Source organism: Verticiella sediminum, from assembly GCF_007558815.1.
Lineage (GTDB): Bacteria > Pseudomonadota > Gammaproteobacteria > Burkholderiales > Burkholderiaceae_B > Verticiella > Verticiella sediminum.
This window is the reverse complement of sequence record NZ_VLTJ01000013.1, coordinates 65,919-78,366: the sequence shown is the minus strand read 5'-3', so window position 1 is coordinate 78,366 and position 12,448 is coordinate 65,919. Positions and strand designations below refer to the sequence as shown.

11 protein-coding genes are annotated in these 12,448 nt (G+C 63.6%); 4 read left to right on the top strand and 7 right to left on the bottom strand.

Annotated elements, in window-relative coordinates; translation table 11 throughout:
- Positions 1-86: 86 nt before the first annotated feature.
- Positions 87-1,262: an acyl-CoA dehydrogenase family protein gene (locus FOZ76_RS08230; protein ID WP_143947666.1), complete on the bottom strand. Its 1,176-nt coding sequence runs from the start codon at positions 1,260-1,262 to the stop codon at positions 87-89.
- Between the two features lie 94 nt (positions 1,263-1,356).
- On the bottom strand, positions 1,357-2,007 hold the full coding sequence (locus FOZ76_RS08225; RefSeq protein ID WP_246129361.1) for a helix-turn-helix domain-containing protein: 651 nt from the start codon (positions 2,005-2,007) through the stop codon (positions 1,357-1,359).
- A 79-nt stretch (positions 2,008-2,086) separates the two neighbouring features.
- Between FOZ76_RS08225 and FOZ76_RS08220 the strand changes: the two genes are divergently transcribed.
- The 4 genes from FOZ76_RS08220 to FOZ76_RS08205 all read left to right on the top strand — a co-directional run bounded on the left by FOZ76_RS08220 (position 2,087) and on the right by FOZ76_RS08205 (position 6,169).
- Complete coding sequence (locus FOZ76_RS08220) at positions 2,087-3,073, top strand: Bug family tripartite tricarboxylate transporter substrate binding protein (protein WP_143947664.1); 987 nt, start codon at positions 2,087-2,089, stop codon at positions 3,071-3,073.
- A 101-nt stretch (positions 3,074-3,174) separates the two neighbouring features.
- On the top strand, positions 3,175-4,467 hold the full coding sequence (locus FOZ76_RS08215; RefSeq protein ID WP_246129352.1) for a CaiB/BaiF CoA transferase family protein: 1,293 nt from the start codon (positions 3,175-3,177) through the stop codon (positions 4,465-4,467).
- A 74-nt stretch (positions 4,468-4,541) separates the two neighbouring features.
- Entirely contained in the window at positions 4,542-5,273 is a 732-nt protein-coding gene (locus FOZ76_RS08210) for an enoyl-CoA hydratase/isomerase family protein (RefSeq protein ID WP_170235345.1), read from the top strand.
- Positions 5,274-5,293: 20 nt separating this feature from the next.
- Positions 5,294-6,169, top strand: coding sequence for a VOC family protein (locus FOZ76_RS08205; RefSeq protein ID WP_170235344.1), 876 nt, complete (start codon positions 5,294-5,296; stop codon positions 6,167-6,169).
- Positions 6,170-6,267: 98 nt separating this feature from the next.
- On the opposite strand, the gene FOZ76_RS08200 is transcribed toward FOZ76_RS08205, so the two are convergent.
- From FOZ76_RS08200 to FOZ76_RS08180, 5 genes are read right to left on the bottom strand one after another with little or no spacing between them, the layout of a single operon-like run.
- Complete coding sequence (locus FOZ76_RS08200; RefSeq protein WP_143947661.1) at positions 6,268-7,338, bottom strand: 2,5-dihydroxypyridine 5,6-dioxygenase NicX family protein; 1,071 nt, start codon at positions 7,336-7,338, stop codon at positions 6,268-6,270.
- Positions 7,335-8,156 carry an alpha/beta fold hydrolase gene (locus tag FOZ76_RS08195; RefSeq protein ID WP_143947660.1) on the bottom strand — a complete coding sequence of 274 codons (822 nt, stop codon included), beginning with the start codon at positions 8,154-8,156 and terminating at the stop codon, positions 7,335-7,337. The genes FOZ76_RS08200 and FOZ76_RS08195 overlap by 4 nt, the downstream gene beginning before the upstream one ends.
- A gap of 4 nt (positions 8,157-8,160) precedes the next feature.
- Positions 8,161-11,082 carry a xanthine dehydrogenase family protein molybdopterin-binding subunit gene (locus tag FOZ76_RS08190; RefSeq protein ID WP_170235343.1) on the bottom strand — a complete coding sequence of 974 codons (2,922 nt, stop codon included), beginning with the start codon at positions 11,080-11,082 and terminating at the stop codon, positions 8,161-8,163.
- Entirely contained in the window at positions 11,075-11,569 is a 495-nt protein-coding gene (locus FOZ76_RS08185) for a (2Fe-2S)-binding protein (protein WP_143947658.1), read from the bottom strand. The genes FOZ76_RS08190 and FOZ76_RS08185 overlap by 8 nt, the downstream gene beginning before the upstream one ends.
- Positions 11,562-12,446 (bottom strand): FAD binding domain-containing protein, encoded by an 885-nt coding sequence (locus tag FOZ76_RS08180; RefSeq protein WP_281282965.1) that lies wholly within the window; start codon positions 12,444-12,446, stop codon positions 11,562-11,564. The genes FOZ76_RS08185 and FOZ76_RS08180 overlap by 8 nt, the downstream gene beginning before the upstream one ends.
- Positions 12,447-12,448 lie beyond the last annotated feature (2 nt).

The following is a 12,448-nucleotide window of genomic DNA, read 5'->3' as shown; positions in this document are numbered from 1 at the left end:
CGCCCGCTCGCACCCGCCGCCGCTGCCTTGAAATACCCGCCTAGGCACGGCGGCGCAGACACGGCGGGTACCCGGCGGCAGATTGGTCAGAACATGGACTGGCCGTCGCGCGCGATCAGATGCTTGGCGATGATCACCTGCTGGATCTGGGTGGTGCCTTCGTACAGACGCAGCAGACGCACGTCGCGATAGAAGCGTTCGACCTTGTACTCGCTGATATACCCCGCGCCCCCGTGGATCTGAACCGCCCGGTCGGCGACCCTGCCTACCATTTCGGTGCAGAACATCTTGGTGCACGCTGCGGCCATGCTGAGCTCGTCGTTGCGCTGCCCCACGGGGTTGGCGTCATACAAGCGCGAGGCCTCTTGCAGCATGGACTTTGCAGCATAAAGCTCGGCCTGGCTGTCGGCCAGCATGCCCTGAATGAGCTGGAATTGAGCAATGGGCTGGCCGAACTGCTTGCGTTCCTTGGCATAGTTGACGGCGTCGCGGATCAGGCGGTCGGCCATGCCGCAAGCCTGCGCGGCAATATGCAAGCGGCCGCGATCCAGGACTTTCATGGCGGTGTAGAACCCTTTGCCCGGTTCGCCGCCGATGATGTTCTCCGCGCTGACGGGCACGTCGTCCAGGATCACGTCGGACGTCCGGGTGCCACGCTGGCCCATTTTTTTGTCATGCTTGCCGACGGATAGGCCCGGCGAGTCGGCGGGAACGATGAAAGCGCTGATGCCGCGCGCTCCTTCGCCTCCGGTCCGGGCCATGAGCGTGAATGCGCCCGCCCGGTTTCCGTTGGTGATGAAACGCTTGGTGCCGTTGATGATGTACTTGTCCCCGTCCTTCACCGCACGCGTCTTGAGCGACGCGGCATCCGACCCGGTGCCCGGCTCCGTCAGCGCGAACGACACCGTAATTTCGCCTGAGGCGAATTTCGGCAGCCAGTAGCGTTTCTGCTCCTCGGTTCCGTCCATCAGGACGCCCTGCGAACCAATGCCGACATTCGTGCCGAACACCGAACGGAAGGCAAAGGATGTATGGCCCATGTCATAGATGACTTCGCTTTCCTGCGCCATGGACAAGCCGATGCCACCATATTCCTCGGGAATCGAGAGACCGAACATGCCGAGTTCTTTCATCTCCTCGACAATTTCCGCCGGAACCTCGTCGTTTTCTTCGACGCGATTTTCAGCAGGCACCAGGCGCTGTTCGATGAACCGTTGAACGGCAGCGCGCAGCAAAGCGAAAGATTCGTTATCCAGTGTCATGTCATAACCTCCCCCAAAAAAAAGCCTGCGCAAGCTTGATCCGCTGCGCAGCACATCGTGAACGCCGGTTGACCCACACAGCAGCGGGAATGAATCAGACCGGCCCCATGTCGATAATCTTTCCTACCCGCTCGGCCTGCGCATGCAATGCGCTGACGGCTTCCTTCTTGCGCTCCTCGCTCTTCAATTCGTTCAAATCGGTCGATATGCCCAGCGACAGCGTCCTGGAAGCGAGGTTGGGAATGCGCACGGCAATGGAGATCTGATCCACCTGCGGATAAATGCGGGTTGCATAGTCTTCGTTCGCTTGCATCTGCAGCGCCTGAAACAACGCACTATCTTCGGGAAGAATGCTGCCGACCCGCAGGTTGGCAACGTGGAGCCGACGGCGCTCGGACGGTGCCAGGGCACGTCCGATGATCAACACGCCGTTATCGCCCTGTTCCCCGATGTTGGCGGTGCCTGAAAAATCGTCCGCCAGCGACTGAACGATGGACTGCACCACATCGGTCACGCCCAGACCCTCCAAGGCGGCAAAACCGATTTCCAGCGTCTTGGCCGCCAGGCGCCAGCGGTTCTCGTGGCGCGCTACGTAGCCCTCTTCTTCCAGCGTCATGAGAAAGCGCAAGACCGTCGCCCGTGGCAACGCCGTGCGCTTCGTCAGGTCGCCGACGGTGGGATGAGGGATCCCGCGAAAGCTCTGCAGCAGCAGTAGACAGCGCTGGATGGATCGATTAACCTTCATCGTGCTCACTTAATGGTCAATATGTTCACTAGATGAGCACAATCATAACATAAGCATTCGTTTTTGGAGACAGCCAGACATGAATTCACCGATGCGAGGTGTGCTGAAGAGCGTCATCAAGATGGGATGTGCCGCGTTGATCGGGGCGCACGGCTCGGCGGCGATCGCCAGCAATGACTATCCGGCAGCGCCCATTGCGCTGGTCATTCCCTATGCCCCGGGTGGAACGACAGACGTGGTCGGCCGCATCATTGCCGTCGAGCTGGGCAAGATCCTCGGCCAGACCGTCGTCGTGGAAAACAGAGGCGGCGCCGGCGGTGTGGTAGGCACGGACTACGTCGCGCGCCAGAAACCCGACGGTTACACGCTGGTCACGGGCAACATCGGCCCCATCGCCACGAGCCCCTTCCTGCTCGACAAGATGCCGTACGACCCGGTCAAGGATCTCGTGCCCATCCGCAATCTCATTGGCATTCCCAATGTGATCCTCGTACCCGCCAATTCGCCGTTCCAAAGCATCGAAGACTTGCTGGCCTACCAGGGCGAACCCCTGTTCTATGCCTCGCCGGGCACCTCGACATCGCCCCACCTCACCGGTGAGATGTTCGCCATCAGCACGGGCATACCGCTGACCCACGTCTCCTATAAAGGCAGCGGGCCCGCGCTGATCGACCTGATGGGCGGCCAGATGCAGTTGATGTTCGACAACCTGCCGGCTTCCATCTCCCAGGTCCAGGCCGGAAGCGTGCGCGCCCTCGCGGTCACCACCGAGAACCGGCTGCCCGCCCTGCCCGATGTGCCCACGCTCAAGGAGGCCGGGCTGGACGATTTCGTCGTGACCGGCTGGTCTGGGCTGTTTGCGCCGGCCAACACGCCCCAGCCCGTCGTCGACAAGTTGTACAAAGCCGTGGATCAAGTGCTGCATGACGAAGCGGTACGCCAGCGCATCATTTCCTTGACTGCCGAGATCCCGGAAAGCAACCCCCAGGATTTCGCGACGTTCATCCAGCAGGAGATGGATCGCTGGCAAACGGTCATCAAGAAGGCAAATATCGTCGTCAACTAGCCCACTTGGAATCTCTGCTGCCGAGCCCGCGCATCAAGGCTTGCCGATTGCCGGGCGAAGGCCATCAGCGGAGGGCGAACGCCCCGCTTTCAGAAGAATCAATGGCCATGTTCGATCACACATTCATCAAGACGCTGCCCGTGCATGCGGGAACTCGATCCACCAATGCGCCGCTGACGGGGCTGCTCGTCCTCGACTTCACGCATTACATCGCCGGGCCGCTGGCCAGCATGTTGCTGGCCGATCTCGGGGCCACCGTGGTCAAGATCGAAGGGCCGGGCGGAGACCGTTTCAGGGCTTATCCGCCCCATGATGAGGCCAATCCCGAGGAAGGGGCCGCGTATCTTTGGGCCAACAGAAACAAGCTCGGGATCGAGATCGACCTGAAGCACCCGGAAGGACGCAAGCTGATAAGCCACCTGGTTCGACGCGCCGATGTGCTGATCGAAAACTTCGCAACGGGCGTCATGGATCGTCTTGGCCTGGGTTACGCCAGCATGTCTGCGGAACAGCCGGCTCTCGTTTATTGCTCCATCTCTGCATACGGCAGCCGCGGCGACATGGCGAACCGCCCGGGATTCGATTCCGTCGTCCAGGCGGAAAGCGGCTTTGTTTCCATGAACGGCTATCCGGACAGGCCTGGCGTGCGGACCGGTTCGTCGGTCATGGACATCGGGACCGCCCTGCTGGCGTCCAATGGGATACTCAGCGCCCTCTACGAGCGCAACCTCAGCGGCAAGGGGCGCCGCGTCGAAGTATCGCTATATGGCAGCGCATTGATGATGGCCGGCTATGCCACCATGCAGACACTGTGCAGCGCAAAGTCCGTGTCGCGGCAAGGCAATACCAGTGCCGATAGCTGCCCGACGGGCGTGTTCGAGTGTCGTGATGCGAGCTTTTTCCTGCACTGCGGCAGCAGCGAAATCTTCAAGCGGCTGATGACGAATGTGCTGTCGCGCCAGGATGTCGCGGATGCGCCGTGCTACCAGTCAGCCCAGGGCCGGTTGAAGAATCGAGACCAACTGTTCGCCGTGCTGAAGCAGGAGTTCTCGCGATTCTCATGGCAACAGCTCAAACTCTTGCTGGAGCGTGCGAAAGTCCCGGCGGGGGAAGTCAGGGATCTGAAATCCGCCCTGCTGAGCCAGGAAACCCAGGCGGCCGAGCTGGTCGAGCGCATCGAGCATCCAACCTTGGGCTGGGTGCCCAATGTGCGCTCGCCCATCTCTTTCGACGGCGCCACGGGCGCCCCGGCGAAAGCGGCTCCGGTCCGCGGGCAGGACACGCTGCGTGTCCTGACAGAAATCGCCCAATACGACGAAGAAGCGACTGCGGCGGCGCTGGCCAGCGGTGCGCTGCATGCCGCCGACCCATCGGCCGCGACTGACAGCGAGTGAGCGGCGTCCATGCCTCGGACCACCGGGCGAGGACGGCTTCGGCTCTCTCTATGACACAACCATCGGGAATACTCATGATAGACGCTACGTTCAACGACGGCATCCTCGAAATCTGCATCAACCGTCCGGAAAGCAAGAACGCGCTGAATCGCGCCATGTACGACCGCTTGACGGAATTGTTCGATGAGTATGGCGACAACGACTCATGCGTCGCGATCATTCTGTATGGCGCCGGGGGCGTTTTCACGGCGGGAGCCGATCTCAAGGACTTCCAGCAAAAGCGCGAGCCGGGCGACTCGCCGGCGGTGCGGTTCCTGCGATCGCTGAGCCGAGCGAAGCCGCCCGTGATCGCCGCCGTCGAAGGGTTTGCCATCGGCATCGGCACGACCCTGCTGCAGCACTGCGATTTCGTCTATGCCACGGCCAGCACAAGGTGCCGTCTGCCGTTTGCGGCGCTCGGCCTATGCCCCGAAGGCGGGTCGTCCTTGCTGCTGGAACAGATCGTGGGCCGCAGGAAAGCCCGCGACTGGCTGATGACCTGCCGCTTCTTCGACGGACAGGAAGCGCATGATGCCGGCTACATCACGGAACTCACCGACAGCGGAAAGACGCTGGAAAAGGCGCGCGAAACGGCGCAAGCCCTGGCAAAGATTCCGCAGAACTCCCTGAGGGCAACCAAGGAAATGCTGTCAGGCTGGCATCAGCCGGATCTTCAAAAGGCGTTTGATAATGAAGTCCTGATGTTTGCAAAATGCCTGGCCACCAACGCCACGCAGGATTCCATCAAGCAGACAGGAAAAGTCTGAATTCTTTCCAGGAGCAGAACATGTTCAAGAACGTAGACCGGATCCTGGTGGCCGTGCAGGATCTTGACCAAGCCGAACAGAACTACCGGAATATCCTGGGTGCGACCCCCATCGAAGATTTCGAAAGCCGTTATCTCAATGCAAAGGTGCGACGCATCGCGCTTGGTGCAAGCGAAGTCGAGCTTTGCCAGCCACTGGGGCCTGGCCCGATCGCAACCCGTCTGCAGGAAAAAGGAGAAGGGCTGGTTTGCGGCGGCGTCACCACCGACGACCTGACCTCGTTTGCAAAGCACCTCGACGAACGCGGCGTTCCGTATGTTGCGGCGGACGACCGAATCTATCCGGAGAGCACATCGCTCTACGGCCTGCCCCTGGCGGTGAGCGCAAGCCCGCAACCGCCCCGCCCGCGCGCAAACGGCCCGGTCGAGTATCTATATGAACTCACGATGGTGCTCAAGACGAGCTGGGGCACGGTCGCCCAGCATTATGCAGACGCATTCGGGCTCGATCGCGAAAACGAAGTCGGTATCGTCTTTGCCCGCTTCGGGTACGAAGGCGCGCTTCTGAAGTTCGACGCGGACCGCCTGGACCGGATCGAACTGTCGGAAGCGCATGACACCGCGTACCCCATGGGTCGATACACCGCCCGGCATGGCGATGCTCTTTACATGTGCTATGTCGAGACGGACGATCTGGCCGATATCATCGCCCGTCTGGACAAGCACGGCTGCCGCTGGACGCGCCGCACCACGACGCCGGTGGAACGCGACGGCCTGTGGATCCATCCATCCGCGCTGAACGGCATTCTGCTGGGCGTATCGCGCAGTTCGCTCGCCTGGGGCTGGTCCGGCAAGCCCGAATGGGTGCAACCGCTACGGGCCGACGAGACAGCGTAAGAGGACAGCGGGCTCGACCTCCCGCTGGTGTGGCACACGGGCAGCGATCTGCTGGCCCACCAGCGGCGAGCCGTGGCCGGCCATCCGCCTGCTTACTGTCAAAATGCCGGCGGATTGACGGCGCGCGCCACGCTGAGTTCTGGGTGTACCACGTCGCCGTCTCGGACGATTTCCATGCCGTCCAGGGTCAGGCTGCAACCGCGCATGGGGATGTCCATGTGGCATGCAGTATCGTTGTCGCCGCCCAGCTCCACGTTGGGCCCCAGCGAGAAGAGCACGTTGCCATAGAACGAGAGCGCATTCATCACGTGCTCGGTGTGCAGTTGGCGGGTCGCTTCGAAGTGGTACCAGCGCGCCGCATCGTTCATGCCCCAGCCTATATGCGAAATGGCGTAGGCTCGCGGGTCATTGAACCCGGCCACGTAAGTGCGCAGCAGGTCCGCATCCATGCCGGAACCCTCTACTTTCGTGACGTAGCCGCGCTCCACCGTGAGCACCACGTCAGTCTGCAAGTACCTTTTGAAGGCCGCCAGGATATCCCCCTGGCGCAGCACGACGGTTCCATCGACCTGCCCGTCATTGCCCTGGGTGAACACGAAGCCCGAAGGGAAATGATCCCAGCGCCCGGGCTCGTCGGTATAGCCATATTCCGACATGACCGGATACTGGCCCAGCGCGTACGTGAGGTCGGTGCCGAACCGCGATGTGATGTGCAGGCGCTTGGCCTGCATCAGGATCTCGCGTCCCCGCTCGACCCGCTGGGCCAGTTCGCGCGTGGGACGCATGGCGCGAAGCACATGGGGCGGTTCCATGATGCGCAATACGCGCACGCCCGCCGCTTGCATATCCAACTGTTCGCGCGAGAACAGCAGGCCGACCAGGTCGATGACCATATCGCAGCGCTTGAGCATGTCCAGCAGCAAACCCCTGCCGGCGAACGGATGGCGGCCCTGCGTGCCTGTTTTCAGAGTCTGATCGCGCTGGACGTTCACATTGAAGGCCTGCGCGCCCAACCGTTCCGCCGCCTTGAGCAGAGCCTGCACGTAATCGGACCACTCCGTACCCGCGTTCAGGATGGCCACCTGCTCGCCCTCGCCCACCTTGCATAGTCGCAGTTCCTCCAGGAACAACTCCACCAAGTCAAAATCCACTGCTGCTGACGTCGTCATGATGCGTGTCGCACTCCTTTTGGTAGAGCCTGCCGCAATACGCGCAGGCACAAGTCCGTGTTTTCAGCCTGCAACTGATGCGCGGCCCCCTCGGCGCGCAAGACCCGCAGCCTGGGCTGGCTCTGTTGAAACCTGGACAACTCTTCCTGGTTGATCACGCCGCTGGCCGTTGCCACGACGAGCGTCACCTCGCAGTGCGCGCGCGCCACATCCTCGTAGATGTCCTGCTCATGGAAATCACGGTAGGCCGCTTCGATCACGCGCGGGTCGCAGCTTGCCATCCATTGGGCGCGCTGCCGCAGCAAGGGCTCCGGCCACATCGCAATGCCGGGCTGGCGCAGATAGGCGTCGCCTTCACCGCGCCGCGCTGCCTCCAGCATGGCGAGCGTGCGCGCGGCCGGAACGGGATACGGCCGCCCACCCGGCGCGCTGGCGGGCGGGTCCAGCATGACCAGCGACCCAACGGCTGCCGAGCGGGCCGCCAGGCGCGCGCCGATGCGAGCCCCCATCGAATGTCCCACGATCGCCGGGGCAGCCAGGCCGGCCGCCGCCAGGAAGGCCTCCAAGTCGGCCGTGCACGCATCCAAGCCATAGTCCAACTGCGGCCCCTGCTCGCTCAGCCCGCGGCCGCGCACATCCAGCACCCAGGCGTCGTACCCGTCGGCCGCCAAGGCCTGGGCGACATGCGTCCACAAAGCCGCCGGGCTGACGATGCCCGGCACGACCACCACCGGGACGCCCGGGCCTTTGCAGCGCAGGTAGTGCTGCCGTATGCCGTTGGCCCTGAAATGGCCGCCATCCACGCATTCACCCGGCATCGCCTCAACCTCTCAGTGCGCACGTGAGCAAGGACGTGGCGGCCGCCCCCAGCGAAGCCGCCGCGATCAGCCAGGGCACCATGGGCCACGTCGGCCAGATCGACGGCTGCCGGGCCGGCGCACTGACCGGCGCATGGGTCGGCGCGGCCACCGATACGCCGAGCTGCGCCTGGAAATTCTGAAAAAATTGCGCGGTCATCTTCGCGACGACGCCTTCCACCAGACGCGCGCCAACCTGTGCGAGCTTGCCTCCGATGTCTCCCGAGGCCTCGTAGTCCAGGCGCGTACTGTCAGCCTGCGCATCGCCGATACGGACGCGGACCTCGCCCTTGGCGAACCCCGCCGGGCCGGCATTGCCCTGCACCACCAGGCGGTACGACGTTCGATCGACGATATCCAGCACTTGCATGGTCGAGGTCATGCGCACGGCAACCGGCCCGATGCGGGACTTGACCACCATCTCGTAGGTATGAGGCGCCGTCTCGACCAGGCTCTGGCATCCAGGTATGGACGCCTTCAACACCTCGGGGTCCAACAACGCCGCCCATACCCGATCACGGCTGGCGTTCAACAGATAGTCGCCCTGCACCTTCATCTCTTCACCTTTTTCTCTATTGCGCGCCTGTTGCAGGTGCGCCGCCAGATTCTTCATGGAGATCGGCAAGGCCGTCACCGATACCGCGGCACCGGACAACGCCGACGAGACCGCATTGGCAATGGCGGCTCCGGTCGCGATGATGCCGCCCTCGCCGGCTCCCTTGACTCCCAGCGGGTTGCTTGGCGAACGCGCCAGCTCCAGGGTTTCCCCGCGCACCACCGGGAAGTCGGTACTCGTGGGCAGCAGATAGTCTGCAAACGTGCCGGTCAGCAACTGCCCGCCATCGTCATAGACGAACTCGTCCAGCAATGTGCCGCCCAGCCCTTGCACCGCCGCCCCGATCGTCTGGCCGTGCACGATCTCCGGATTGATGACCCGGCCGAGATCCTCGACGCAGTAATAGTCCAGCACGTCCACCTGGGCGGTGATCGGGTCGACCGCCACCTCGGCGAGCTGAACACCAAAGGTATAGGTCAGCCGGTCCGACATGAACTTGGCGTCGACCTCGACCTCGCCGCGCTCGGTGGGGCCGGCATGGTCCGCAATGCCTTGCGCCAATTCGGCCAAGGTCAGCAGCGCGGTGCCGTCCTGCGCGTCCACGACGCAGCCGTTGCGCCACTGCAGGGAGTCCTGGGCGCGCCCCAGCCGCTGCGCGCCGCGAGCGATCAATTGCTCGCGCATCAGGCGAGCCGCCTCGTGGGTCGCGGCGCCGCTCATGACCGCGCTGCGGCTGTGATAGGCGCCAAAGCCGGCGTCCAGCAGCGTCGTGGAACCGTGATGCACGCGCACCGCCTGCATGGGTACGTCCAGGCAATGGGCGAGCACCTGGGCCATCGATGTCTCGTGCCCTTGGCCGGCGCTGGACGCGCCTAGCGCCAGATCGAAGCAGCCGTCGCTGCGCAGCGTCAGACGCGCGTGCTCGCCCGGGCCTCCACCCGTGGATTCGACAAAGCACGCCAAACCCAGGCCGATGTAGCGGCCGTCCAGCAGCTTGCCCGAACGCTGGCTTCGTCGCACCCAGTCGAAGGCTGCCAGCGCATGCTCGAAGACCCGTGCATACTGTCCGGAATCGTAGATCGCGGGCCCCATGTTGGGAACCAGCGCGCCGGCATCGTAAGGCATCAGCTCGGCGGGGATCAGATTGATCGACCGAAGCGCAACGGGATCCATGCCCAGCCTGGCCGCTGCGATGTCAATGAGCCGCTCGCGAAAGAAGGTCGATTCGTAGCGACCGGGGCCGCGATACGTGCCCGAAGGCGTCTTGTTGGTGCAGACCGAACGGACGTCGAACGATGTCGCCGCAATGCGATAGGGCCCGGGCAGGAACTGCGTGCCCTTGCCCGCCATCACCCCGGTGTTGGTTCTTACATAGGCACCGTTATCGGCGACCATGGTGCCCCGCATACCCAGCATGATGCCATCGCGATCGAACGCCAAGGCCAGATCGCAGTGGGCTTCACGCGAGTGGTTCAGAGCCATCAGGCTCTCGCGCCTGTCCTCGATCCATTTGACGGGCCGCCCGACACGACGCGCGAGATACGGCACCAGGAAGTCTTCCGGATAGAAGTCGCCCCGCACCCCGAAGCTGCCCCCCACGTCGCACTCGAGCATATCGACCTGATCGATGCCCAGGCCCAGCATGTCCGCCAGAATTCTGCGGTTCGCGAACGGAACCTTCGCCGCCCCCCACACCACCATATGCTCCTGGGCCGCGTCCCATTCGGCAACCAGGCCGCGGCATTCCAGCGGCGCGGCGCTATGGCGGTGTACATAGAAGCACTCGCGCACGACCAGATGAGCCTGCGCGAACGCCTGCTCGATGTCGCCGAAACCCACCTGATAGGAGGTGGCACTGTTGGTGCCTTGCTCCGGGTGGAGCAATACCTCGTCGCGCAACCCCGCCTGAGCGTCGATGAGAGCGGGCAAGGGGTCGATGTCGGGCAATACCCGTTCGGCGGCGTCCTCGGCAAGGTAGGCGTCTTCGGCCACGACCACGGCGATCGGCTCGCCGACATAGCGCACCCGATCGACCGCGAGCGGACGTTGCAGAAAATGCTCCATGCCCGGCAAGGGACAGGTGCGCTGAGGAATGTCCTTGAGCAGATCCGCGATATCCGCGCCCGTCACCACCGCCAGGACGCCCGGCAGGGCCGCTGCGGCGGCCGTGTCGATGCCGCGGATCACGCCATGCGCAACGGACGAGCGCACGACGCGGGCGTGGACCATGCCCGGCCTGCGCAGGTCGTCCACGTAATGACCGCGACCGCTGACAAAGCGGGGCGCCTCGCGGCGCGACACGGTCTGGCCGATCATTTCATTGCTATTCATCTTCATTGCGCACCAGGCCTCGGCGCCGGCCTTCGTCCATCACCGCGTCCACGATGGGAAGGTATCCGGTGCACCGGCAGATATTGCCCGACACCGCCTCGCGGACCGATTCCTCATCGATGACCACGCCGCGCGCCAGGAAGGCCTCGGCGGTCACGATCATCCCCGGCGTGCAGAACCCACACTGCAGCGAATGGTGATCACAGAAGCCTTGTTGCAAGGGCGACAGGCCGTCGGAAGGCGTCAGGCCTTCTATGGTCGTCAGCTCGCGGCCGTGCGCCTGAACGGCGAACATCAGACAGGCACGCACGGATTGCCCATCCAGCAGCACAGTGCATGCGCCGCATACGCCGTGCTCGCAACCGATATGCGTACCCCTCAACGAAAGGTCCTGGCGAAGAAAATCCGCCAAGGTCAATCTGGCGGGAACCTCGCGCGAGACCGCCTGGCCATTCACCACCAGGTCAATGGTGTGCGTTTCACTCATTTCGTACTCCAGGCAGTCGCTCCATCGCCGCGGCAAGCGCGCGCATGACGCAGACATGAACCAGATGGGAACGCAGCTCCGCGCTCGCGTGCAGATCCGAACGCGGGTCGATGGCCGCCGCGGCCGACAGACCGGCCAGCTCCCCATCGATTTCAGCGACCCCGCGCCCCACGATGTCCGAGAGCACGGCATCCAGGCGCCGCGCGCGGTCTTCGACGGCAAAGACGACGAGCCTTGCCGCCGTAACCACGGAGTTTTCATCGACGCCCAGTCCGACCAGCGCGCCTGCCAAGGCAAAGTCGCCGTGCCGGCGGGCAATCTCGTGGAATCCCCAGCACCAACCGCGCAATGGCGCAGGAAACCGTATGCGACTCAGCAGCTCTCCGGGCGCGAGCGTCGTATCGTAGACACCCTTGATGAAGCTGTCGGCCGCCACCGTCCGCTCGCCATCCCGGCTCATCACCTGCATTTCAGCGTCGAGCAGCAGGCACACGGCAGCCCACTCGGCCGCCGGGTCCGCATGGCAGAGGCTGCCGCCGACGGTGCCGCGATTCCTGATCTGCTCATGGGCCACGTGCCGTATCGCGTACCCGATGGCCGGCCAGCCGGAGCTCACCCGATCATCCCGAAGAAAACGATTATGCGTAACCATGGCGCCGGCGATCAGGCTCCCATCGCCTGCGACGTCCAGCGCCGACAATGCGTCTATGCCCGCCAGGTCCACCAACATACCGGGCGTGGCCATGCGCAGGTTCATCGCCGGCACCAGACTCTGGCCGCCGGCGATGACTCTGGCGTCGTCTCCATGCTGCTGCAACAGGCCCAGGGCCTCTTCCACGCAAGCAGGGCGTCGATAGACAAATGCGCTTGGTTTCACAA

Bases quoted from the DNA above. Each gene is read 5' to 3' on its own strand.
- FOZ76_RS08230 (WP_143947666.1), bottom strand. From the start codon at position 1,262: ATGACACTGGATAACGAATCTTTCGCTTTGCTGCGCGCTGCCGTTCAA.
- FOZ76_RS08225 (WP_246129361.1), bottom strand. From the start codon at position 2,007: ATGAAGGTTAATCGATCCATCCAGCGCTGTCTACTGCTGCTGCAGAGC.
- FOZ76_RS08220 (WP_143947664.1), top strand. From the start codon at position 2,087: ATGAATTCACCGATGCGAGGTGTGCTGAAGAGCGTCATCAAGATGGGA.
- FOZ76_RS08215 (WP_246129352.1), top strand. From the start codon at position 3,175: ATGGCCATGTTCGATCACACATTCATCAAGACGCTGCCCGTGCATGCG.
- FOZ76_RS08210 (WP_170235345.1), top strand. From the start codon at position 4,542: ATGATAGACGCTACGTTCAACGACGGCATCCTCGAAATCTGCATCAAC.
- FOZ76_RS08205 (WP_170235344.1), top strand. From the start codon at position 5,294: ATGTTCAAGAACGTAGACCGGATCCTGGTGGCCGTGCAGGATCTTGAC.
- FOZ76_RS08200 (WP_143947661.1), bottom strand. From the start codon at position 7,338: ATGACGACGTCAGCAGCAGTGGATTTTGACTTGGTGGAGTTGTTCCTG.
- FOZ76_RS08195 (WP_143947660.1), bottom strand. From the start codon at position 8,156: ATGCCGGGTGAATGCGTGGATGGCGGCCATTTCAGGGCCAACGGCATA.
- FOZ76_RS08190 (WP_170235343.1), bottom strand. From the start codon at position 11,082: ATGAATAGCAATGAAATGATCGGCCAGACCGTGTCGCGCCGCGAGGCG.
- FOZ76_RS08185 (WP_143947658.1), bottom strand. From the start codon at position 11,569: ATGAGTGAAACGCACACCATTGACCTGGTGGTGAATGGCCAGGCGGTC.